Annotated in this window: 30 protein-coding genes; 8 read left to right on the plus strand and 22 right to left on the minus strand. The window is 58.6% G+C overall.

What is annotated here, in order from left to right; all coding sequences use genetic code 11:
* Positions 1-192: 192 nt before the first annotated feature.
* The 12 genes from PQQ52_RS17845 to PQQ52_RS17900 all read right to left on the minus strand — a co-directional run bounded on the left by PQQ52_RS17845 (position 193) and on the right by PQQ52_RS17900 (position 7,707).
* A complete protein-coding gene (locus PQQ52_RS17845; RefSeq protein WP_408213817.1) occupies positions 193-1,047 on the minus strand; it encodes a toprim domain-containing protein in 855 nt (284 codons plus the stop codon).
* Positions 1,044-2,564, minus strand: a complete 1,521-nt coding sequence (locus tag PQQ52_RS17850) for a DEAD/DEAH box helicase (protein ID WP_408213819.1) — start codon at positions 2,562-2,564, stop codon at positions 1,044-1,046. The genes PQQ52_RS17845 and PQQ52_RS17850 overlap by 4 nt, the downstream gene beginning before the upstream one ends.
* On the minus strand, positions 2,561-3,439 hold the full coding sequence (locus tag PQQ52_RS17855; protein WP_408213822.1) for a ParB N-terminal domain-containing protein: 879 nt from the start codon (positions 3,437-3,439) through the stop codon (positions 2,561-2,563). Before PQQ52_RS17855 ends, PQQ52_RS17850 begins: the two co-directional genes overlap by 4 nt.
* A gap of 110 nt (positions 3,440-3,549) precedes the next feature.
* Positions 3,550-3,831, minus strand: coding sequence for a helix-turn-helix transcriptional regulator (locus PQQ52_RS17860; RefSeq protein ID WP_408213825.1), 282 nt, complete (start codon positions 3,829-3,831; stop codon positions 3,550-3,552).
* A 121-nt stretch (positions 3,832-3,952) separates the two neighbouring features.
* Positions 3,953-4,990, minus strand: coding sequence for a hypothetical protein (locus PQQ52_RS17865; RefSeq protein WP_408213827.1), 1,038 nt, complete (start codon positions 4,988-4,990; stop codon positions 3,953-3,955).
* Positions 4,980-5,405, minus strand: a complete 426-nt coding sequence (locus PQQ52_RS17870) for a hypothetical protein (protein ID WP_408213829.1) — start codon at positions 5,403-5,405, stop codon at positions 4,980-4,982. The genes PQQ52_RS17865 and PQQ52_RS17870 overlap by 11 nt, the downstream gene beginning before the upstream one ends.
* A gap of 45 nt (positions 5,406-5,450) precedes the next feature.
* On the minus strand, positions 5,451-5,672 hold the full coding sequence (locus PQQ52_RS17875; protein WP_408213832.1) for a hypothetical protein: 222 nt from the start codon (positions 5,670-5,672) through the stop codon (positions 5,451-5,453).
* Positions 5,665-6,141 (minus strand): hypothetical protein, encoded by a 477-nt coding sequence (locus tag PQQ52_RS17880; protein ID WP_408213834.1) that lies wholly within the window; start codon positions 6,139-6,141, stop codon positions 5,665-5,667. Before PQQ52_RS17880 ends, PQQ52_RS17875 begins: the two co-directional genes overlap by 8 nt.
* The gene (locus tag PQQ52_RS17885) at positions 6,134-6,439 is read right to left on the minus strand and encodes a hypothetical protein (protein ID WP_408213836.1); all 306 of its coding nucleotides are present in this window, start codon (positions 6,437-6,439) and stop codon (positions 6,134-6,136) included. The genes PQQ52_RS17880 and PQQ52_RS17885 overlap by 8 nt, the downstream gene beginning before the upstream one ends.
* The gene (locus PQQ52_RS17890; RefSeq protein ID WP_408213839.1) at positions 6,432-6,833 is read right to left on the minus strand and encodes a hypothetical protein; all 402 of its coding nucleotides are present in this window, start codon (positions 6,831-6,833) and stop codon (positions 6,432-6,434) included. The genes PQQ52_RS17885 and PQQ52_RS17890 overlap by 8 nt, the downstream gene beginning before the upstream one ends.
* 326 nt (positions 6,834-7,159) lie before the next feature.
* Positions 7,160-7,357 carry an excisionase gene (locus PQQ52_RS17895; protein WP_408213842.1) on the minus strand — a complete coding sequence of 66 codons (198 nt, stop codon included), beginning with the start codon at positions 7,355-7,357 and terminating at the stop codon, positions 7,160-7,162.
* Positions 7,357-7,707: a helix-turn-helix transcriptional regulator gene (locus PQQ52_RS17900; protein WP_408213848.1), complete on the minus strand. Its 351-nt coding sequence runs from the start codon at positions 7,705-7,707 to the stop codon at positions 7,357-7,359. Before PQQ52_RS17900 ends, PQQ52_RS17895 begins: the two co-directional genes overlap by 1 nt.
* A gap of 68 nt (positions 7,708-7,775) precedes the next feature.
* On the opposite strand from PQQ52_RS17900, the gene PQQ52_RS17905 reads away from it, so the two are divergent.
* The 4 genes from PQQ52_RS17905 to PQQ52_RS17920 are packed head-to-tail and all read left to right on the plus strand — an operon-like array spanning position 7,776 to position 8,787.
* A complete protein-coding gene (locus PQQ52_RS17905; RefSeq protein WP_408213853.1) occupies positions 7,776-7,997 on the plus strand; it encodes an excisionase in 222 nt (73 codons plus the stop codon).
* Positions 7,994-8,299, plus strand: a complete 306-nt coding sequence (locus tag PQQ52_RS17910; RefSeq protein WP_408213856.1) for a DUF4224 domain-containing protein — start codon at positions 7,994-7,996, stop codon at positions 8,297-8,299. The genes PQQ52_RS17905 and PQQ52_RS17910 overlap by 4 nt, the downstream gene beginning before the upstream one ends.
* Positions 8,296-8,514, plus strand: coding sequence for a helix-turn-helix transcriptional regulator (locus tag PQQ52_RS17915; RefSeq protein WP_408213941.1), 219 nt, complete (start codon positions 8,296-8,298; stop codon positions 8,512-8,514). Before PQQ52_RS17910 ends, PQQ52_RS17915 begins: the two co-directional genes overlap by 4 nt.
* A gap of 3 nt (positions 8,515-8,517) precedes the next feature.
* On the plus strand, positions 8,518-8,787 hold the full coding sequence (locus PQQ52_RS17920) for a pyocin activator PrtN family protein (RefSeq protein WP_408213859.1): 270 nt from the start codon (positions 8,518-8,520) through the stop codon (positions 8,785-8,787).
* A gap of 33 nt (positions 8,788-8,820) precedes the next feature.
* On the opposite strand, the gene PQQ52_RS17925 is transcribed toward PQQ52_RS17920, so the two are convergent.
* The 7 genes from PQQ52_RS17925 to PQQ52_RS17955 form a co-directional block, all read right to left on the minus strand.
* Entirely contained in the window at positions 8,821-9,348 is a 528-nt protein-coding gene (locus PQQ52_RS17925) for a hypothetical protein (RefSeq protein ID WP_408213861.1), read from the minus strand.
* A gap of 263 nt (positions 9,349-9,611) precedes the next feature.
* Positions 9,612-10,238: a Fic family protein gene (locus PQQ52_RS17930; protein ID WP_408213864.1), complete on the minus strand. Its 627-nt coding sequence runs from the start codon at positions 10,236-10,238 to the stop codon at positions 9,612-9,614.
* Positions 10,235-10,447: a hypothetical protein gene (locus tag PQQ52_RS17935; RefSeq protein WP_408213866.1), complete on the minus strand. Its 213-nt coding sequence runs from the start codon at positions 10,445-10,447 to the stop codon at positions 10,235-10,237. The genes PQQ52_RS17930 and PQQ52_RS17935 overlap by 4 nt, the downstream gene beginning before the upstream one ends.
* 908 nt (positions 10,448-11,355) lie before the next feature.
* A complete protein-coding gene (locus PQQ52_RS17940; protein ID WP_408213868.1) occupies positions 11,356-11,619 on the minus strand; it encodes a DUF1488 family protein in 264 nt (87 codons plus the stop codon).
* Between the two features lie 146 nt (positions 11,620-11,765).
* Positions 11,766-12,737, minus strand: coding sequence for a Dyp-type peroxidase (locus PQQ52_RS17945; RefSeq protein ID WP_408213871.1), 972 nt, complete (start codon positions 12,735-12,737; stop codon positions 11,766-11,768).
* Positions 12,738-12,785: 48 nt separating this feature from the next.
* The gene (locus PQQ52_RS17950) at positions 12,786-13,262 is read right to left on the minus strand and encodes a hypothetical protein (protein WP_408213874.1); all 477 of its coding nucleotides are present in this window, start codon (positions 13,260-13,262) and stop codon (positions 12,786-12,788) included.
* Between the two features lie 181 nt (positions 13,263-13,443).
* Positions 13,444-13,635 carry a hypothetical protein gene (locus PQQ52_RS17955; protein ID WP_408213876.1) on the minus strand — a complete coding sequence of 64 codons (192 nt, stop codon included), beginning with the start codon at positions 13,633-13,635 and terminating at the stop codon, positions 13,444-13,446.
* A gap of 478 nt (positions 13,636-14,113) precedes the next feature.
* Here PQQ52_RS17955 and PQQ52_RS17960 point away from each other — a divergent pair, with 478 nt between their 5' ends.
* The 3 genes from PQQ52_RS17960 to PQQ52_RS17970 all read left to right on the plus strand — a co-directional run bounded on the left by PQQ52_RS17960 (position 14,114) and on the right by PQQ52_RS17970 (position 16,800).
* Positions 14,114-14,569 (plus strand): DUF1269 domain-containing protein, encoded by a 456-nt coding sequence (locus PQQ52_RS17960; protein WP_408213879.1) that lies wholly within the window; start codon positions 14,114-14,116, stop codon positions 14,567-14,569.
* Positions 14,570-14,766: 197 nt separating this feature from the next.
* The gene (gene atpD / locus PQQ52_RS17965; RefSeq protein WP_408213882.1) at positions 14,767-16,164 is read left to right on the plus strand and encodes a F0F1 ATP synthase subunit beta; all 1,398 of its coding nucleotides are present in this window, start codon (positions 14,767-14,769) and stop codon (positions 16,162-16,164) included.
* Positions 16,165-16,245: 81 nt separating this feature from the next.
* Positions 16,246-16,800: a histidine phosphatase family protein gene (locus tag PQQ52_RS17970; protein WP_408213884.1), complete on the plus strand. Its 555-nt coding sequence runs from the start codon at positions 16,246-16,248 to the stop codon at positions 16,798-16,800.
* A 20-nt stretch (positions 16,801-16,820) separates the two neighbouring features.
* Here PQQ52_RS17970 and lon read toward each other — a convergent pair whose 3' ends face one another.
* Both lon and PQQ52_RS17980 read right to left on the minus strand, forming a co-directional pair.
* Positions 16,821-19,232 carry an endopeptidase La gene (gene lon, locus PQQ52_RS17975; RefSeq protein ID WP_408213887.1) on the minus strand — a complete coding sequence of 804 codons (2,412 nt, stop codon included), beginning with the start codon at positions 19,230-19,232 and terminating at the stop codon, positions 16,821-16,823.
* A 33-nt stretch (positions 19,233-19,265) separates the two neighbouring features.
* Positions 19,266-19,670 carry an Hsp20/alpha crystallin family protein gene (locus tag PQQ52_RS17980; protein ID WP_408213889.1) on the minus strand — a complete coding sequence of 135 codons (405 nt, stop codon included), beginning with the start codon at positions 19,668-19,670 and terminating at the stop codon, positions 19,266-19,268.
* 314 nt (positions 19,671-19,984) lie between these two features.
* Here PQQ52_RS17980 and PQQ52_RS17985 point away from each other — a divergent pair, with 314 nt between their 5' ends.
* Entirely contained in the window at positions 19,985-20,626 is a 642-nt protein-coding gene (locus tag PQQ52_RS17985) for a MarC family protein (protein ID WP_408213892.1), read from the plus strand.
* 290 nt (positions 20,627-20,916) lie between these two features.
* Here PQQ52_RS17985 and era read toward each other — a convergent pair whose 3' ends face one another.
* A complete protein-coding gene (gene era / locus PQQ52_RS17990) occupies positions 20,917-21,828 on the minus strand; it encodes a GTPase Era (RefSeq protein ID WP_408213944.1) in 912 nt (303 codons plus the stop codon).
* Between the last annotated feature and the right edge of the window lie 111 nt (positions 21,829-21,939).

The raw sequence follows: 21,939 nt of genomic DNA on the forward strand, positions 1-21,939 counted from the left end.
GCAGCCGGCGGCGTGCTGCTCGATCGGTACACCTACTCTGACCGGGCCGGCGCCGCGGACGTGCTGCTATTCGTCGAATGCCCCCTGACCATGGATCGCCTCACTAAATCGGCGACGCACATCGCGGAGTACTCCGTGATACCGCGGCCGCACACATGGCGCGTGTCCGCCCAGCGCGGTGCCTTGCTGCGTTCAGGAGCCTCTTCTGGCCTCCATCAACTTCTGGCATACGGCCATCAGGCCAGCGCGTTTGTGCAGGTCGTTGGCGTCCTCGCCGACGACGTCGCTCATGCACCACGAAAGTCCGGTTTTAACGGCCGCGCGCGCTCCTGCGAGCGAGGCGTCGTTGTCGGCGAATACGTACTTTCGACCTGGCACCGAGGGGGCGATGGTTGCCATATTTGAATCAGAAAAACAGATCAGGACCGCTGCGTTCAGACGCAACTGGCGTACAGCGCGATCGATCGACAGACCGGTGGCGTACCCCTCGCACAGAACCGTTTCGGTGGCCTTCTGCGGGCCGAGCCGGAAGACCGCACCGGTAGCACGCATGCCGTACAGCATCTTCTTGATCCACTTGAGCTCGTCGTAGTCCCACCAGATCAACTGCACGCCCATCAGGTCGCCAGCCAGCGACCGCATTGGCACGACCAGCTGCTTGTCAGGCGTAACGAGACCCTGAGCATCCGGAAGACCTTTGAAATGGAAGTAGTTGTGTTCACCAACCACCGACGAAGCGATCAGATCCCTGGCTGTTTGCAACGCATTCGCACGACGTCGAGCGGTCGCGAGTTCGCGGGCCCGTTGCCGTTTCCCCCAGGCGCGCTTTTCCGAATCTGTCCATAGGCGTGCGTTGGGATCGTCGAACCATTTGACTTCGCCCTGCCCGTCCCACGCCATCACCCAGCCACGGCGTCCGTCGAACATGTAGGCGCCATTTTTCGAGCGGGGATGCTCCTCGGTCGCGCAACGGCGAATACGCCCGGAATCATCAAGGTGATTAATAAGCACGCCGTGCGCAGCGGCAAACGAAACAAAATCGCTCATGCCGCCATCGCCTTGTCCCGAGCGATCAGGATCGACTTGATCTTCCTTCTGACCGCAGGATCGACAGGCACGGCATCCGTCAAAAATCTGAATGAATTTGGAGGCCGGTGGCCGGCGATCTGCTCGAACAACCTCCACGCCCAACCGGCCGGGTTTTTCGAGCGCGTGCTCCCTGTAAAAGAGCACAACTGGTTCCACAGGTCCTGCTCGCTGGACGCGACACGGTTCTTGCCAATGAAAATCTCCTGCATCTGTCCCGGCAATGCAGCCACCGCAGCCTGAGGCGCGGGTTCATGACCACACGACATGCAACGCCTGAAGAACGGCTTGTAGCCGCATTTAGGACAGGCAGCCGTCTCGCGCTCTTCGGCTTCCTTGCGGACCGACTTATCGAGCTTCTCGCCCTCGTCGAGCGACTCCAGGCCGTGATAGAAAAAGTGCGTGAAGTCCTCGATGAACCGAACGATGTTTCCGCTGTGATCCAGGAGGATGCAGTCGGTCTTGTCCGTTTCAGGAGATGCACGAAGACCTCGACCCCACATCTGGATGGCCGTGCTCAGCGACTTGCGAAGCGGGCGGCAGTCGACCACACACCCCACGTCTTTCACATCGAAGCCCTTGGCCAGCGCCTCAACGCTGATCAGCACGCGGATCGCCGAGGATGGTTTCGCGAATTCTTCGAGGATCCGATCACGCTCGACGTCCTTCGTCTGGTGCGTAAAGACCTCTGCCAGGACGCCGCATTCGTTGAACTGGCGGCACATTTCCTCACAGTGCTGCACAGTCGAACCGAACACGATCGTCTTGCGGTTCTCCGCATATTTCGTCCACTCGGACACAACATCGCCGACGATCTGCATACCGCGCTCGGCGGCTGCCTTGTCCGTCCATTCGCCGTCCGCGGTCTTCGCTCCATCCATGTTGATGCGCGTGCACGAAAACACCTTCATCGGCACCAACTCGCCCGATTCGGTCAGTTCATGCATCGTTGCAGCGTTGATCAGGTTCGTGAAAATTTTCCCAAGCCCACGCGAGAATGGCGTGGCGCTGAGGCCGATCACCGTCGCCTTGGTGGTCTTGATGTGGTCGACCATCGTCTGATAGAGCGTATGAGCTTCATCGACGACGATCAGGTTCGTGTCGTGCCAGCCCCGCTCCATAACGGTCTGCACGCTCGCAATCTGGAACGGCAGATCCATGTTGAATTTCGGGTTTTTCGCCTGGATAATGCCGTGCTGATGGAGGCCGTACGTCGCTGCGACTGCGCTCGTCTGGTTGATGAGCGACTTCCGGTCACATACGAAGGTCGCTTTCTTGCCCGTTTTCAGCGTGGCGTGGCATAGCTTCAGGCCGAGATATGTCTTGCCGGCACCGGTCGGAGCGCACAGCATCTGCGCGCGATGGCCAGCACGACGCCCTGCAATGATGCTGTCGATCGCGGGATCCTGAAACGACCGGGGCGGAGGAAAAGCCGCTTCCAAGTAGTCGGGCAGGAAATCGAACAGGGGCGCGTTCACTTCGACGTTCCCGGCGTCCAGCCCAACTTCTTCGCAATGCCCATCCAGCGCCTTGCCTGTGCCTCGAGCTGGACCTTTTCGTTCATCAGACCCGTCTGGCGTTCCTTCATGACGGAGACCTCAGCCCTCAGGCGGGCGATCTCGGTCTTCTGGGTATTGATCGCCTGGATTGCCTCTGCCAGTTTGTCGTCGGACAGCGCCACCTGGACCAGTGCGTCATACGCCTCCTGATCCGCTTTTTCCAGTTCGGCCAGGTATGCCAATTCGGAATCACCGGGTCCATCATCTTCCGGATCTGATGAGGACTGCTCACCGCTCTGGATACGCGGAGAATTGCTTTGCACGCCACCAACCGAGTCCTTGCCTTCGACCTGCTTGACCGCTTTCGGAAGGCTGATCTCGCCGTGCGCAACACGCTTCGCCAGTTCGGGATCCGCTTTCGCTACCTTGTCGGCCATGCGTTGTGTGCGGTCGCTGACGCCAGACCTGGCTGCACGATCGGCAACGGTATCAAGCGGCAACGTTGCCGCTTGATACGATTTCCGATCACCGCCATGTGCCTGTGCTTCCAGCCAGTTTGTCGCGGCCGATACGATTGCCGCGTGCTGGCCGGGCGTGAGATGGCGGCGCAGAAGATTGACCGAGAGCACGTACGAAAGCAGATCGTAGTCGCCCAGATCCATCTCGGAGATGATCGGCTCAATGCCAAGCTCAACGCAGGCCCGATATCGGTTGCCACCGTCCAGAATCATGCCGTCATAAATGACGATCGGCTGGAGTTGGCCGTTGGCATTGATGTCAGCCTTCAACGCCTCGAATTCGAGGCCTTCGAGGCGCGGAAACAGCGTGCAGAGCGGATGCAGTTCGAGGCTCATCAGCAAGCCTCTAGCGCCAGAAGATGGATCAACGGCGACACTGCCTGGAACGGCAAGAATCCATGATTGTATGCGGCCATGATGACGCGCTTGAGAAGAGACGCCATGGCCTACGCTGCCCTACGTTCGGCCGGAACAGTCGTGATCGTCGGCGCGATGTAATTGAGCGGATCACGCAAGTATTCGCGGACGTCCTCAACGCGGAAACCGACGCTTCTGCGGGAAAAGTAGACTGGTTGCGGCGCCTTACCGGCGCGAATCAGTTTGCGCAGCGTCTCGGCGCCGTAGGGGACAAGCGCCAGAACTTCGTGCTTCCTCACAAATCCGGTTTGCGGAAGTGTTGGGGAGGATGATTGGTCGGAGTCGGCCTTTGTGGTGGGCTTGCTTGCCATACTGTGTTCCGTGGTGAACGTTGGTATGGACTTTATTTAAAGCCCTTAGGGTGGGCTGAGGGCAATATCAGTGACCCTGAGGGTGGGGTCAGGGCACCCTGAGGGTACCCTTATCATTCCTTTATCGCCTGCGGGCACTATCTGGTCGGGTAACGATATCGATCGATTGAGCTTCGCGCTCCGACATCCCGTATGTCGCCTGCAGCCATTCGATGACAACCTTTTGAGAAGTGATCGTAAGCGAGTCATTCTCGTTGTATTGAGCACCGTAATATCTATCGATAACCGCGCGCGCCGCATCTAAAAGCTTTGTCTTGTGCTCGCGGCGTTGCGGCGCTTCTGATTTCGGCTTGCGCTCGTTTCCCAAGCCCAGCTTTTGCCACATGGCCTCGCGCCTCATGGCGCGCGCCTCATCCGTCAGGTCGCCGCTACCAGAAAAGTATGCGTCGTGCACATCAAGGTCGCTGCGCTTCATGTACAGACCGTTCACCCACTCCGGAAATGACGTGACTTTTCCGGTATCCCAGTACTCCCCCTTCTTGAAAACGTAAATGTAAAGGTGGTCGTCAAAAGAGAGCCTGGTCATGTTGCCATCTGCAGCCATCCTGTACAGCGGAACACCTTCGTAGACAAGGTACGCGGCCGTATCGATCGCAGAACCCAACTCCCCGCTATATCTCTCGAAAACGGCATACTGTATCGAAAGGATGTCTAGCATATCGCCCAGGTCATCAGATTTCAGCCATTTGAAAGTCCCATGGAACCAGTTTCTGGTGATCTCGAAGAAGGAGATGTATTCCGAATCCGAGTCAGACTTGTCGCCGTCGTCATCGCGAATCTTGTCCAACATGAGCTGAGCAAAGCTGCCGTGGTACTTCCTAGAGTTACTGAAGATACTTTGCTCGGTCTCAGAACGGTCATTCTCTCGCCTTGCCATGAATGGGTTACCCCCATTCCCGGGTATCCCCAGGACCGATTCGCAAACAAACTTCACGAACTCAACCGGCTTCTCGTTTATGTATGCACGCAGCAATTCCGCGTTCCGGCGCTTTACGTCTTCAAGAGTATCGCCAGTCTCATTGCTTTCAACACTCTTTTCGGCTTCTTCACTCATTTTTCCCTCGGCAGTAACTAACGGCATCCACCATTCAATACCCATCGGCCTCGTGCGACGACAGATCCAAGCCCGTCCCAGGCGCCAGCGCAAACATCTTTATGAGTTGGCTGGCGTACTGGGAAGGGATCGTCCTTTCGACGAACTGAAGACCGCTTTCCTTGACGAAGATCCGGTCGAGATCGTCGATCGCCTTCCACATCTGCACTGGCGGAATTCCCTGTCCACCGTCCAGTTGATATCCGATGATCACCGGTCGGTCGCCAGGGGTCAGTCCGTACGCACGTGCCTCCATCGTGCGGTGGTTCGTCCACTCGTCAACGTACACCACCAGACATCCGTCCAGCACAGCGGTTTTGAGTTTTTCGTCTGGCTCCTTCGAACCCGACTCGCCGCGTCGCAGAACAAAATTAGACGTTTCAAAGCTTGGACGGGGAATGTCCGGTTTTGATTTTTTCATTGGTCGCTCCGCCAAAAAGACGCCCTCGCGAACGCCTAATCTACATCATTCGTACGCCGGGAACATCTTCGATGCAGCTTCGCTAGCTTGCCACAGGTGATACGCGAGCTTGTCGAGCGAAGCCTTCATTTCCGCGTACGTCGGCTTGTTGGCCTCGCGAAAATCGATTCCGTCGATCACCGCGGCCAGAGGCGCACCCTGAACGGGCTTCTCGCGCCGCCGCCCCTTCCGGGGAGGCCGTGTCGGCATGTGCAGGATCTCAGCCATTTTTAACCCCATGAGCGAGGTCCATCACGTTCTCGGCGAGTTGCATCATGTCGTCGCGAAGCTGCGTCAGCGTGAACTTGACCGGCAGTTCGCCCCGCAGGTCATCCGGAAGGGCCTCAACCATGAATGCCACCAGTCCTTGAAGCTTGAACGCAAAAAGACTTTGCTCGGTCGCGAGTTCGTCTATCCGGTCGAGGATCGCCCTGGATTTGTCGCGCGCGCGAGCCGCGACCACCGCCTCGACAACGCCAGCGTTGAACTCCTTCTCTATCTCTTCGACCAGATCCCCAAACTCATCGTCGGACTGACCGACAGCTTTCGGGAGGTTTCTGCCGATCCAGCGGCTCATCAGATCGGTATAGACGTGCGACACAGCGTCATCGTCGCCGAAGATTGTGCGACCGCCGGCCCGGGCCCGCGCGAGTGCATCGTCTTTCGGCAAAGACGCGAGATTGACGGGCCTATTCATTGCCGCTCTCCTCGTCGGTCTCTGGCATTTCAAACACCTGATTTTCGGTGTGATCGTAGATGAGGTCGCTCAGACACTCCACTGCGCCCGCCAGATTCTGCTTGTCGTGATTGCTGATGGAACTACGAATCTGGCCATCATCGTCATCGCCAATGGCGTTGTGAAGGATCCGTCCGATCGTCGCGATGGCGCGCGACGCGCGCTGGATATCGGCGAGCGCACCATTGCGGATGCGCGTAAATTCCGGGCTGTCGTCCATCATCCAGCGGTCCGCGCTAAGGGAGGGGCGTTCAGACATGACGCTCTCCTTTATCGTTCAGCAAGAAGTTTGCGTCCGAACCGATCTGGGCGAGTTCGCTGATGACGCGGATCTGGTCGGCGACGACGAACAGCAGACTGCTCACGTTGCCGGGAATTTCGAAATTGCCGGCCCGAATTTTGCCGGGCGTGTAGTCCGCATTTATCAAGCAACCGACATTCGAAACAGTATCGGCAAGGGCGTACGCCATGTGACTTGCGCATTCCGCGGCGCCGCTCAGGAAGCGGAGTTCGTCGGCATCGAGATCGTCAATCCGGTTGAAAAGGAAGCTGAGAACGGTGGAAGGCGTCACTGGACCGAGCGAGCGATTCTCGGTCGGCGGTTGAGGATTGTCGTTAGATTGCTCAGGACGAGCGGGATTTTTGGCAGTCATGGTCTGGACTCCTACTTTGAATAGAAGCCCGCCTTCCATCGCCAAATGGGGTGGGCGGGCACATGACGGGGTTGGCGAACCGGAAAGTAGGAACCGGCAGACCCGAAGGTCTCCTCATCATGGCCCACCCATAAGATGGATGTGCACAATGATACGACGGACGTAAAAAAACCGCACGACGGCGGTTGTCCGCCCACTTTCCACAGGTCGCCAAACCCGGTGTCTGTTGTTTCAAACACATCTGTAGATTAGTTTTGCTCGGCAAGAACGTCAAGCAGAATTTTGCAAACCAGATGTATCCGGCTCTAAACGCGGAACGAGCACGATCACTTTGGAATGCGGTCAACAAGCCGCGGGCGCGTCTGACCGTCTGCGAACACTGCTTTCTCATCGACGTAGTACGAGCGTCCAACCTTGATCGGCGGCGGATAGATCTTGCCCTGCTTGATCCACCTCCGCGCTGTGCCTATGGCAGGCGGCGGATAGAACTCGCGCCTCAACCACTCATCGAGCCGTATCTTCATTACTTACCTCCGGATTTGGCTTTCGCGCGGGAGTTTCGTGTATCAGTCGCTACCCGTTGCTGCCTGAGAAAATCCCGCAGCGACTCCTTCGGCTCGCCCGAGAGTCTGATCGCAACGTCAGAGCGCCGTGAGCGCGGTTGGTTGATCACAGGACTTGGGATCGGCTTGACAAGCTTGGCTTCGAGAAACGCCTCCAGAGACTCGAGATCGTAGACGTAGGTTTTGTGACCTAGCTTGTATCGCTTGATGAACTCTCCGCGCCTGTCGATCCGGCTGACCGTCGCGTATGGCACGCCGAGGAACTCAGCGGCCTCCTTTGCACTGATTCGCTTCTTGCCCAGTCCGCTCATCGTCGCCCCTAAGTCGGATATTCGGCATGTTGTAGCATGGACCAAATGACAGATCGATGGGAGGTAACGTGGCAGACACGCAACCGAAGCTGATCCCTCTCGAAGCGTGGGCAAAGCAGGTCTTCGGAGAATACGCGCCGCATAGGAATACGCTATACAACTGGCGTCGCTTCGGCTGGATCGTGCCGGCGCCGATCAAGATCGGAAATCGCTATTTTGTCGAACCTACTGCGGTCTATGCCGACAACAATGGCGAGATGGCACGCCGCCATGGAAGTGCCTTACGATGAGCGAAACGTTTTTGACAACGGAGGAAGTCGCTGAGCTGACTGGCATTCGAACGGGGCGCAGGGGCAAGACGCGCGAGCAGCTACAGGCCGAATGGCTGCGCACAACAGGGCTGCCGTTCTGGGTCAATGCTCGTGGACGGCCCATCATTCCGCGCTCGGCGATCGAGGGGAAGCCAACGACCACCGAGCTTCCAGCGAAGAAATGGAAACCAGATGTTTATAACACTGACGGCAGCCTTAAGGAGAAACCACGTTGGACTCTACCGCCGCTAAAGGAAAGAAGAAAACCATCGTCGCGATGAGGCCGCTTTATCTCGATCTCGAAGGAGTCGCCGAAGCGCTTTCGCTCTCCAAGACCACAGTCCAGAAGTTAGTCCGAACGAATCAATTCCCGGCACCGCGGGCGTTGTCTGGCCGTCGCGTTGGATGGCTGGTGAGAGAGCTAGAAGAATGGTGTGAGGCGCGGCCACATTCCGACATGCTGCCCCCGCCGCTCGGCGCCCTGGAGAAATCGTAGACAATGAAAACCGTCTTTCTGCTTCTCGCCCAATATGACGCCACCGCAGTGATCCCGATCGACGTCGTATGCCGCGACTACTTCGCGCCAATGACACTGCCGGTCCTGATGCGAAAGATTTCCACCGGCGATGTCCCGCCGCCGCTCATACGGATGGAACGCTCGCAAAAGAGCGCCAAGGGCGTCCATGTCCAGGACCTGGCGGACTACATCGATGCGAGACGAGCGGAGGCAAAAAAGGAACTCGAGCAGATGCGCGGATATGACAAGTAACCTCGACGACGAAGCGCGCGCCGAACTACACGGCTACCCGATGGTGTATGCGGCTTCACGTCGAATGAGGCGCAGCTTGAGGAGACAGAGCACGCCCCAAAGCAGAAAAGTGGCGCCGGTGGAGATAGCCCAGCGCCTGTCCGAATCTGCTTTCGCATCCAGGGTCGCCTGGGTGCCGGGGGGTGCCTCGAAAACGTTGACACCGGATGCTGTCACGCGGGTCACAGTACGGCCGCAGTATTCAACGTGCGCCAGTTCGCCGACGTGTCTGCTGATTTGGTAGGCCGGACCTATGGCTCCGCCCTTCTTCCAACTCGCCACTATTGAGTCGTCCATGCCGTCACGATGCACAAAGTAAATGTCGGCGGCCAATGTCAGCACCCCATCGGCGGTTCGATCAGGTATTACCTTGCCTGCTGCGTCGAAGGGACATTTGTCGATATGCACCTTCCGATGCCAGATCGGCAAAAGCGCGACTAGCAAAAGCGCGCCGCCCACCGTTAATCCCGCGAACGCCATGCTCGAATAGCTCTGCGCCCTTCTTTCTGCCTTCGTCCTCATCCCGTCAGCACCGATTTTTTATGGCAGAAGCTTGACGTGAGTTCGCATGGTACGCAAGTGGTACCTGCCCGTCAGACGACCATCAGAGCAACAAGACATGCAACTGCCAAAGCAAGGCACAAACTGCCTGTGATCAAGTCGTATGGGTAAGTCATGGGATCCCCGATTTCTTATCCGCCAAGCATACGACGATCAGGGGTGAAGTAGTGTTAAGGATGGTTAGGCGGCAGAAATGAAAAAGCCCAGCGCGGGGCTATAGGAAATCAGGGGGTTTGGCCCGCTCCCTGCACTGCGGGGTTACCGCCGTTAAGTTGCTCGTTCAAAAGATCGGACAGCAGCGCGTGCAATAGAGTTATGTCGCCACCAGTAGCGTCTGCATGTTGGAGGCCCTGTTCGTAACGAGCGCGCTCACGCCTGATTAGCTCGGGAAGGATAACGCTTCCCGGTAGCCATGCGCCTGCCTTTACGCACAGAACGAAGTAGCATGCCGCTCGCGCGGTTCGGCCGTTGCCGTTGACAAACGGGTGGATCCAGTTGAGCCGCCACAAAACCCACGCTGCCAAAACTACGTAGTCCATCGTTTCCCAGTTTCGATTGACCATGTTGACGAAATCATCCATCAACGATTGGACTCGATATTCTTCCGGTGGAGTGTGATTTCCGACGTAGACCTGGCATGGCCGGAACTCACCGGCATACGCATGCAAGCAGGCTATTGCGTGATAATTGAGGGCCTTAAGGACCTGAGATGAGAGGAACGGGCGGCCGAGCGCAAGCGAAGTATCGACTATTGATTTCAGAAAATCATACTGTCGGCCGCCATTCTGGATGGTAAGCGTCTGGTAGACAGGATCGTTTTCGTTCTGATTAACCAGTTCGAAAACGATCACTTAGTCGCCCCGCCAATGCCCCCATCCTTTCCGATAATTACGTTCCGGACCTGCTCGCGCGTTACCCCGCTGTCCGGCTTCATAAAGCCGAAAACGTATGACACGCGTTGCTCAAGGATTTCTGCTTGCGATGGCTTGCGGTCAACAGCTTTTTCAAGCTTGTTCAGCAGCGTCTGATCTGTCTTCAGCCCAAGGAAGTTGTCTTTCATGATGCTCTCCTAGCTTCGTTGGCGAGTCTGTTCGTGCCCCGATAAACCGTCGCACTGACGCTCATAGCGAGCGCTGTTCAGGTTTGACCGGCAAATGAACCTGAGATTCTGACACAAATTGCCGCAGTGCCGCAGACCACCTGTTATAGGTCTAGGTTGTCATATCGGCAAGCGATAAATAAAACTTTAGGTCGTTTGGCGGAAATTGCGCCATCCATCTCTGTAAAGACGAATTGCACGCACGTAACGCGCCATCAGCGCTGAATGATTGCCAGACGAGGACGCGCATCATGGGCGCCCAAAACGAAACACCTAAACGTCAATTTCCGTTACATGGACGAAACGTCAAAAACTGCCTGTACAGAGCCAGCGAGGCTTTTCTAGCGCCAGGGCGGTCGCCGGCATGGATATCGCTGTACTCTATTGGCGACGCCGCGCGCCGTACGGCGACGGCGAATCTGCGCGCTCAGAAATACCCCCAAAAGCTTTGAGGGTATACATGGGGGTACAAAATAGGAAGAATCGCCTTGGAATCACTGTCACACTGAGCATGTGATTCCTGTCAGGGGACCACCTAGCTTCCCAGCGTCTCCCAAGTTTGCCCAGAAAAGCCCCGAAAGCCTTGCGCTGCGGGGCTTTTTGCTGCCAGCGTCGCCAAGCAATGCCGATTACCAGCCAGGGATTTTTCAGTGCGTGCTGTGCTCGCTCCAACTGCGGCGTGATTCAACTGCCGACTGAACGGATGACTCCACTCAAAGTAGCAGTTCGAGCCAGATACGCCCAAGGACGATCAACCGAACAGAGTATTGGTGTGAAGTTTGCCCCGACCGATGCCCCTCAACGGGAAGGGCAACACGGAATCGCCCAGCATTGCGCAGGGCTACGGCCGGAGCTTAGGCGAGGTTGCGTTAAGGGGAGAAGAGTTCCGCGGTAAGTGGTAGCGGATCTCCCTTCAAACCGTTTCGAATGGCAAGTGCGGCCGTCTCGCTAATCAACTCGCGGTGCCGCTCGAACTCCTGCAACAACTCGGTTTTGTGGTCATCCGACTGCGACAGGCCCTTAAGCACTTCCCTGCTCACAATGCAGAAGTGGTGAACGCTGTCGACTTTGATACCGAACGTGACGGCCTCGCCGCCATTTACGACCCTGATGCCTTCAATGTTGTTGGCCATCGTCGCCTCCGTTACCAACTCTCAAACGATCCTAGCATGAATAGTTAATCGTCGATCATCGAGATTTTCGATTGTGTCCCCGGTTCAAAAATACCGCTGCGTCTGCTGTCAGGAATGCCGAACCAGGCTTCCGCTGAGACAACCCTTCAGTCAGCCAGGTTGCTCAGGAACTTGCGGGCCGGAACGAAGAACGTCACACCGGCGACGGCTTTCGAGAAGTCCAGGATCCGGTCGTGAAGCGGCGGAGGGTTGCCGATGAACATCCGCTCCAGCATCTTCTCGATCACCCAGAGGTGGCGCGAATAGCCGATGAAGTAGGTGCCGTACTCGCCGCGGCCAGGGACGGCGAACGGCATGTTGTCGCGCAGGATGTCATGCTCGCCTTCGGCGTCCTGGATCGTGCAGAGTGTCTTGTGCGACTTTTGGCCCTCCGTCGCGTCGGGCAACTCGACGTTGTCGAACTTGGTGCGCCCGATGATCGCCTCCTGGGTCTCCACGGTTTGCGCGCGCCAGGCTGACAGGTTATGCAAGTACTTCTGGATCACGACGTAGCTACCACCGACGTAGGCAGGATCCTCCTCGCCGACGATCGTCGCCGCGGGCAAATCGAGGCCGTCGGGATTCGCGGTGCCGTCGACAAACTCAAGCAGGTCGCGCCCGTTGAAGTAGCGGAACCCGGCCACGTCGTCGATCGCAGTGACGGCGTCGCCGAAAGCCTCGAGGAGAATCTTCTCGAACTCGATGATCAGGCCCGTCGAGTCGGCACGGATGTGGTACAGCAGATCGCCCGCTGTGGCCACCGCAGTGTGCGTGGCGCCTCGCACCTCCTTGAACGGTGCGAGCTCGCTGGGCGCGGGTTTTCCGGTGAGTGGCCCCCAGACGCGATGCGAGATCCCGACGTTGCAGGTGAACACACCGTGATCGGCCCGGATCCTGACGTCCTTGATGAGGTCGCCGGTGCTACCCACCACGGAGCGGGCGGTGGCGATCGACGCGTCATCGTCCTTGACGACGAGGACCAGGAACGCGGCGGCCGCCGACATCGGCGCATCGACGTATTGCGGCTCGGTGTCGAGTGCGTGCTGGGCGGTGGAGATCGGCGAAGATGTCGGGCTCAAGGGTGCCTCCTGCATTGGGCCACCGGAATGTAAGTTTCCCGCCCATGATCACGCTGATGGGCTGGAGTCGTCGGAAACGTGCAACGGCTCAACCGTTGATATTCCCTTTGCCGTAACCGCGCGATGGATCGCTTCGGTCAGCTCATTGTTGATCTCGATCAGCCGGTGCACCTCATCCTGGATCTTCAAGAGCGCCTCGGCGTCCTTGTAGGTCTGCAGCGCCTGCTTGTCTGAGGCTGCGGCCGCAACCTTCTGGCCCACCATGATGACTGACAGCAACACCAACTGCAAAAATGTTTGGGCGATCCAGGCGATGAGCGTCGACACTCCGCCCTGGATGGCCGATGGCAAGCTGATAAGGGCGATCGCGGCAAAGAAATAGGCGCACCACATCGTGCCAACAGCGTTGGTGATGACGAGGGCGATTCGCCCGTTCAGACCCAAATGCTCATGCGTGGTCAGGTGCGGTCCGGCTTTTTCGCGTTCCTTAATTCGCGGATCAGGAATGTGTTCGGCTTTCATCATTGAGTCCCCATTGAAGAGTAAGCAATCTGAGGTTAACGGACTCTCGACCAGGACCATCGCTATCTATTTGCACCAGAAACCCGCCCCTTACCACTATCCTGGTCACCTCCCGGCCAGCGCTCCACGCAGCCCTTAACCCGAGGTGACTTCTGAAAATATTCATAACGTGCTCGACTATGCGTCAGACACCAAGTACGGCTTCGCGGGCGGTTACGGCACTTCCATATGCACGAGCAGCCGCTTGTTGCTTGACGGTTGCCGAACTAAGATCTCCCTCTGTTTTTGCCAATTCATATGCATTCCTGGCGAGTGCATACGCGCTAGCCGAGTCACGTTGAAGTTCGGCAACCTTGGCGTGATCAATGTTGTCCATGCTCACCCTCCTTCAGATAGAAGATCCCGGCACTGTTTCGATTCACCGATTGCTTTGGAGTATTGAATCCTATAAGAGGCTGTCCAGGCGTACGAAATAGTACGAATAGCAGTACGGCGAAAGTCGTGAGCTGGTGATTAATGGCACCAGAAAAGTGAACATTCCGCCGGCACCATGCGAATCTGCGCCCCTCATATCATGCCGCAAATCGTTTGACCGTACAGCACGAAATCGAAGCGCCATCGCGTGCCTTTGGCGTCATATCGCCGATACATACCATCGGCAAATCAGAGGGTCCTTATCGGGGTGATCTCCCCATGGTTTTTTTAAGCGATCTGGAATTGCTCTCCACCCATTACAAATCCCGTGCCAATTACAGTCACGAGCCGATAGCTCGAATCGGAGATTTAAATCTGGTGTTGTTTGCGCCAACGCACTATGTTTTACGGATGCGGACGTTCGCAACAGGAGCAGGCATATGACGCAAAAAATGGTCGTCGCGACCTTCAATGACGTGGACGTCGCACAAAGAGCCGCGCGGGATTTCAGGAACTTCGAGAAGGATAACGACGGCTTCAAGATCGAGAGCGGCGTCATGGTCCAGAAAGACGCTGCGGGCAAGCTGACCGTGCTCGACAAGTACACCCAACCGTTTTGGGGGACGGTGATCGGCGCGGTGACGGGCGGGCTGATCGGTCTGCTTGGTGGACCGGTCGGCGCAATCGCGGGCCTCACCATCGGTGCGAGTGCGGGGCTCACCGGGCACGCTATCGAAGCCATCCTCGACAGCAAGCTGACGAAAGCCATCCCCAGCGAACTCCAGCCCGGGAGCGTCGCGCTGATCCTCGAAGTAAAGGAGCCGTCGCCGTTCGAGGTCGAAAACATCGTGCTCGGCTATGGCGGCAAGGTGTTTCGTCAGCCGCTTCCCTGGTGATGCGCGCGGCTCATCGACAAGCGCCATGCCGAACCAAACGCAGACCTACCGGCGATTCCTCGTCGCCGCCACGCTCCGCCCCCGTCCGGCAATCGCGAGCTCGCCACCGTGGAGGCTCGCTCACGCTCGTGCAATCGTGACAGCACACGTTACGAGACGCAGAGCGGTTTAATCGGAAAGACTTCGCTGGGGTGGAAATGGCCGAAGGCAAGATCGTACAGTGCATTGGTGCCGTGATCGACGTGGAATTCCCGCTCGCCGGCGTGCCGAAGATTTATGACGCGCTGACGGTCGATGGCTCGGAACTGACGCTTGAAGTCCAGCAGCAACTAGGCGATGGCGTGGTCCGCACCATCTGTCTGGGGACCTCTGATGGCCTGCGGCGCGGCATGACGGTGAGAAATACCGGCCACCCAATTTCAGTTCCGGTAGGCAAGGCTACGCTCGGCCGGATCATGGACGTGCTGGGTCGCCCGATCGACGAAGCCGGTCCGATCAACTCGGACGTGATTCGCGGTATTCACCAGAAGGCTCCAGCGTTCGACGAACTGTCGCCGTCCACGGAGCTGCTTGAAACGGGTATTAAGGTGATCGATCTGATCTGCCCATTCGCCAAAGGCGGCAAGGTCGGCCTGTTCGGTGGCGCCGGCGTGGGCAAGACCGTCAACATGATGGAACTGATCAACAACATCGCTAAGGAGCACGGTGGTTACTCCGTGTTCGCCGGTGTTGGCGAGCGTACCCGTGAAGGAAGCGACTTCTATCACGAAATGAAGGAATCCAATGTACTCGACAAGGTTACGCTGGTGTACGGCCAGATGAACGAGCCACCGGGCAACCGTTTGCGCGTGGCGCTCACAGGCCTGACGATTGCTGAATACTTCCGTGACGAAGGCCTCGACGTGCTGTTCTTCGTCGACAACATCTACCGTTTCACGCTGGCTGGCACGGAAGTGTCGGCACTGCTCGGGCGTATGCCGTCGGCAGTGGGCTATCAGCCGACGCTGGCTGAAGAAATGGGCAAGTTGCAAGAGCGTATTACGTCGACCAAGACCGGCTCGATTACGTCGGTTCAGGCCGTGTACGTCCCTGCGGATGACTTGACCGACCCATCGCCGGCTACGACCTTCGGCCACCTGGACGCAACGGTCGTGTTATCGCGTGACATCGCTTCGCTGGGTATCTACCCGGCAGTGGACCCGCTCGATTCGACCTCGCGTCAGATCGACCCGAACGTGATCGGCGAAGAGCACTACTCGGTCACGCGCGGCGTGCAGCAAACGCTGCAGCGCTACAAGGAACTGCGCGACATCATCGCGATTCTGGGCATGGACGAACTTGCTCCGGAAGACAAGCTCGCCGTCGCGCGCGCTCGCAAGATCCAGCGCTTCCTGTCGCAACCGTTCCACGTCGCAGAAGTGTTTACGGGTATGCCGGGCAAGTACGTGTCACTGAAAGAAACGATCCGGGGCTTCAGGATGATTATTGACGGCGAGTGCGATAGCCTGCCAGAGCAGGCGTTCTACATGGTCGGCACGATCGACGAAGCCTTCGAAAAGGCGAGGAAAATTCATGACACGGTCGCTAACGTGTGACGCATCGGCGACCGCTATAGCCGGGATTGGTCATGCAGGTGTTTTCCTGCTTGAATGCAAGCTCTGCACCACGGAGGCAACATGGCACCTGATCGAATCATGTTTATCCGGCACGCGGAGAAGCCAACCGCCAACGAGGGTATCGGGATCCAGGCGGACGGCAAGGCCGACGATGAAAGCCTCGCGGTTCGCGGCTGGCAGCGTGCCGGCGCGTTGGCGCGATTCTTCTGTCCGATTCACGAAACACATTCTGCACGACTGACGCCGGCCGCCGTGTTCGCGCCGGGCAACGGTCCAGCCAGCAAGAGCAAGCGAGCGATGCAGACCGTTGCGCCTCTCGTTGCGCTGCTGCGACAAACATCGCAGGTGAACTACGTCACGGCGTACCTGAAGGACGATGGGCCAGCGCTAATGGGGGACGTGCTGACCCAACCCGGCATCGTGCTGATTGCATGGGAGCACAAAGTGCTGCCATCGCTATTCGGACACGTGCCTGGTGCGCCCACGGTTCCTGCGACGTGGCCGGAAGACCGGTTCGACATGGTCTGGATACTCGATCGCGCGCCGGGCGGATGGTCATTCTCGCAACTTCCGCAATTGCTACTCGCCGGCGATACCGCTGAGCCGATCAGGTAGACCTTCCGGTAGCGATGAGATCAGTCCGCGGCGCTACGCGGTTTCGCGTTGCCGGTCTCGATCAACTCGCGCAGTGCGTCATCCACCGTTTCCAGCAACACAAAGCGCAACTGGCTGCGCGCGTCGGCGGGGAGGTCCTCGAGGTCCGCAGCGTTGCGCGCGGGCAGCAGTACCGTCCCGATGCCGGCGCGCAAGGCGGCAAGCACCTTTTCCTTGATGCCGCCCACCGGCAGAACAACGCCCCGCAGACTGATCTCGCCAGTCACGGCGCAATCGCTGCGCACGGCTTGCCCCTTCAGCAGCGATGCGATCGCAATGAACATGGCCACCCCGGCACTCGGGCCATCCTTCGGGACCGCGCCGGCCGGCACGTGGACATGAATGTCGCGCTTGTCGAAGCCAAAACAGTCGATGTTCAGCGCCTCGCAGCGAGACTTGACCAACGTCAGCGCGGCCTGGACGCTTTCCTTCATGACCTCTCCTAACTGGCCGGTCAGCACTAGCCTGCCTCCGCCCGGTGTGCTGCTGGCCTCGATGAAGAGCAGTTCGCCGCCAACGGGCGTCCATGCCAGTCCGGTCACCACGCCCGGCAAACTGGTGCGCATTGCCACTTCGCTCTCGAAGCGGCGATGACCCAATATCGATGACAAGCGATCGGGCTCGATTCGTTCATGCGTGGCCGGATCCTCGGCGACACGCAACGCGACATACCGAAAGACTGAGCCGATCTGCCGCTCCAGGCTGCGCACGCCCGCTTCGCGCGTGTAGTCGCGGATGATGGAACGCAGGGCCTCGTCGCTCAGTTCGCATTGTGCGGGGGTCAGCCCGCACGCCTCCAGCTGGCGTGGCACCAGGAAACGCCGGGCGATCTGAAACTTCTCGGCCTCGGTGTATCCCGGCAGGTCCAGAATCTCGAGGCGGTCCCTCAAAGGCCCGGGGATGCCGTCGAGCTGGTTGGCCGTGGCAACGAACACGACGGCGGACAGGTCGAACGGCACGCCAAGATAGTTGTCCCTGAAGGAGACATTCTGCTCGGGATCCAGGACTTCAAGCATCGCCGCGGCCGGGTCGCCATGCACGCCATGCCCGAGCTTGTCGAGTTCGTCCAGCAACATGACGCAGTTGCGCGCGCCCGCCTTGCGGATCGCCTGGATGATATTGCCAGGCATGGCGCCGATATACGTGCGCCGATGGCCTCGAATTTCCGATTCATCATGTACCCCGCCCAGGCTCACGCGTACGAACGGCCGCGCCAGTGCCTGTGCGATGCTCTGGCCCAGCGATGTCTTGCCCACCCCAGGCGGCCCGAGAAAGCAAAGAATGGGCGCCTTGCCGTGCGGATTGAGCTTTCTGACACCAAGGTACTCGAGGATGCGGCGCTTGACCTTTTCCAGGCCAAAGTGCGCCTCATCGAGAATCTCCCTCGCTCTGGCGATGTCGATGGGCGCTTCCGGCGAGAGTGTCCAAGGCAGTTCCGTCAGCCATTCGAGGTAGCTCACGCTGATGGCGTATTCGGAGGAGGCTTCCGGCATCCGCTCCAGCCGGGCGAGTTCCTTGCGGGCATGGGCCTCGACATCCGACGGCATATGGGCGGCTTCAATCGCCTCGGCCAGCTTGCGGGCTTCTTCCCGGTTTTCGAGGTTCTCGCCGAGTTCGTTCTGAATGGTCCTGAGTTGCTCGCGCAGCATCATTTCGCGTTGGCGCTGGTCGAGCCGGCCGCGCGTCTGTTCGCCGATTTCGCGCGACAGGCGAAGGACTTCGATTCGTCCGGCGACGGCGTCCAGCACCTTGTCCAGCCGTTTGCAGAGGTCAAGCGTTTCCAGGATGTCCTGCTTGCTCGCCGGTGGGATGTCGAGCAGACCGGCCACACTATCGGCCAGCATCCCGGGCGACTCGATCGCGTCCAATGCCCTGATGAGTTCGCCCCCCGCGTTGGGCAGCAGCCCGATCATTTCGCCCGCGCGTTGCTTCAGGACCAGCACGCGCGCGTCGATGGCGGCGTCACTGTGCGCGGTGTCGGGCAGCAGTTCCACCTGGGCGGCGCGGAACCCGGGGCCAGCCACCGGCGCGATCAGGCGAAAGCGCTCCACACCCTGGCATATCAAGTGATGCGCGCCGTCGTCAGGACTGGTGACGTAGCGCAGCACGTTTGCCACGGTGCCAATCGTGTTGAGGCCATCGAAGGGCGGATCCTGCACCTGCGGATCGCGTTGCAGCACGATGCCCAACGGCTGCTGACGCTTGACGGCAGCCTGCACATCCTCCTTGGTCTGCCCATGCTCCGCTGTCAACGGCAACACCATGCCCGGAAACAGCACGGCACTGCGGACAGGAAACAGGATCAGACTGTCCTTGGGGAGTGCCGGCAAAGGGGACGCTTCCCGGCTCGCCGGGGCGGCCTCTGGAGCCTCGCTATCGCTGTCCGTGCTCATCTTCGCTCCTCGATTCGCCGACGCTCGCCGGGCTCATTCCAGTCTCTCGAAGTCCAGCAACAGGCAACCGTCTTCGGAATCGCGCCGTGCCAGGCGATAGCGCCCAGCCGGAAGCCGGATGTGTCGCTCGAAGCGGCCGTAGGGAATTTCCAGGCAGTGGATCGCGCCCCCGGCTAAGGCCCGGGGCAATGTTCTCTCGGCAGTCACGATCAGCGTCGCGCCTTCAAGGTTCAGGTTGACGCGATCGGGAGGCACGCCGGGAAGCGCCACCACGATCGCCAGCAGGCCGTCATGCTCGAACACCTCGATGGGCGGCTCCCATACCGGCGCCCGCGTGTGCTGCCCCGCCAACCGGAAGAACTGACGATGCAACCGTTCGGCACGCTCGAGCGCATCGATGGCGGTTTCCCACATCATGGTGTGGCGGGTGGATGTCACGTCTGGCTCCCTGCCTGTTCTGCCAGCCCAACACTGGCTGTCCATTCATCAAAGGCCAACGTCGCACGCGTGTCAAGTCGGTGAAGACGTATGTACCGCTCCTCTCAATCTCCTCATGTGTTCCCTTACGGGCGACCTTCGATCCGCAGGAGAATGACCACGGATAACATTGACCTCGCCAAGGCTGCCGAACCTCAACGTAAGTCTGCAAACGCATATGCACTAGCCAGGACTACATATGAACTGGCGAAAACGGAGGCAGATCTTCACGTGACAATATCCATCAATACGCTCATCAATCAGGAGAAGCGACCTTGACATTCGATTCTGCCTTCGCGACGAAAGTCTTTGCGGCCATGTTCGCCATCATGAATCCGATCGCCAATATCCCCGTCTTTCTGTCACTGACTGACGGGGCGAGCGCTGCGGTACAGCGACGAATTTCTTTCACGGCAATCGCGGGTGTCTCGATAGGCTGCCTTGTCTCCGTACTGGCCGGGGGCGCGATCCTGGGAGCATTTGGACTGACGGTGCAGGACTTCCGGCTTGCCGGTGGCCTCCTGGTGCTGCTTATCGCACTTTCAATGCTTCATGGTTCGGCAAGCAAAGTGCATTCAGGCACCCCTGCCGAGCAGGCGGACACTCCAGGACCGGAGAATGTTGCGATCTATCCGCTGACCATCCCGCTTCTTGTCGGTCCGGGAACCATTGCAACACTCATCATCTTCGGTCAGACGGCACGCGACGAGGGAAAGATCATCGAACTGGGCCTTGGGTTGAGTTGCTTTCTTGTGGTACTTGCCGTGTCGCTTCTTTTAGCCCCCTCTATCGGACGCCGCCTTTCCTCCACCGCCACGGCGATCACCAGGCGTTTGATGGGAATGATTCTTGCCGCAATCGCCATGCAAATGATTGTGGTAAGTCTTCAGGCGCTGTTTCCGAGTCTCGCGAGATGAGATCCTCACGGCCAGCGTTATCCATTCGCCGTATTTTTGGCCTTGGACAGAGCCTCGACCAGCTTCAATCATCGTCAAGAGAAAGATTGGTAAGTGTCTGCAGCTCCTTCAACGCGTCTTCTGCAACCGTCAAATCTTGATAGGTAATCGCGATCAGCGTAGACATAACTTGTCCTCAAAATGGAAGCGTTGAAGATCAGATCGTGGATCTCGGGGACGGCAGCTACGCCGTCCGCAAGCCTTGTTGCGGGCATGTCTGGCGTGCTAATACGAAGCGCGTGCGGGTAGCGTCATTCATACCCATAGGCGCGAAGCCCTGCTTCGTTGTCGGCCCAGCCGCTCTTAACCTTGACGAATGTCTCGAGATACACGGGGCCGTCGAACAACTTTTCCATATCGATCCGCGCGTCGGTGTTGATCTGCTTGAGCTTCGCCCCGTTCTTGCCGATCACCATCGCCTTTTGCGAGTCGCGCTCTACCAGGATCGTCGCGAAGATGCGCTTGAGACGCCCTTCCTCCTCGAACTTCTCAATCACGACCGTACTGGTGTACGGCAGTTCGTCGCCGGTCCAGCGAAACACCTTCTCACGCAAGATCTCGGCGGCGAGGAACCGTGAACTGCGGTCGGTCAGGTCATCTTCGCCATAGATCGGATCGCCTTCGGGCAGGTATGGCTTGATCGTGTCCAGCAGGCGCGCGACGTCTTCCGGATTCGTGGCCGACAGTGGCACCATCTCGACGAACTCGCGCAATTGGCTCATTTGTTGCATGAACGGGAACAGCGTCGCCTTGTCGCTGACGCGGTCGAGTTTGTTGGCAACCAGGAGCGTCGGCATGCCGGGCGGGATCAGGTCGAGCACCTTCTGATCGTCCGGCCCGAAGCGGCCGGCCTCGATCACGAACAGGATCACGTCGACCGAAGTCAGCGTCGACGTGACCGCGCGGTTCAGCGAACGGTTCAGTGCGGCAGCGTGGCGGGTCTGAAAACCGGGCGTGTCGACGAAGATGAATTGCGCGTCTTTGGTCGTATTAATGCCGGTGATGCGGTGGCGGGTCGTCTGCGCCTTGCGCGACGTGATGCTGATCTTCTGGCCGACGAGCGCGTTCATCAGCGTCGACTTGCCGACGTTCGGGCGGCCGACAATGGCGATCATGCCGCAACGGAAACCATGGCGAGAAGCAGTGACGGCAGGATCGTTCATGTTGCGCATCCCGGTGGTGACAACGAGCCCGGACCAAGGGTCCAGAAGTTGATGTTGGACCAGTTGATTATAGGCAGGCTGAGCGCGTCCGATAGAGGTCGAAATGTCGAT

Origin of the sequence: Paraburkholderia sediminicola (assembly GCF_046030555.1) — a bacterium.
Taxonomy (GTDB): domain Bacteria; phylum Pseudomonadota; class Gammaproteobacteria; order Burkholderiales; family Burkholderiaceae; genus Paraburkholderia; species Paraburkholderia sediminicola_E.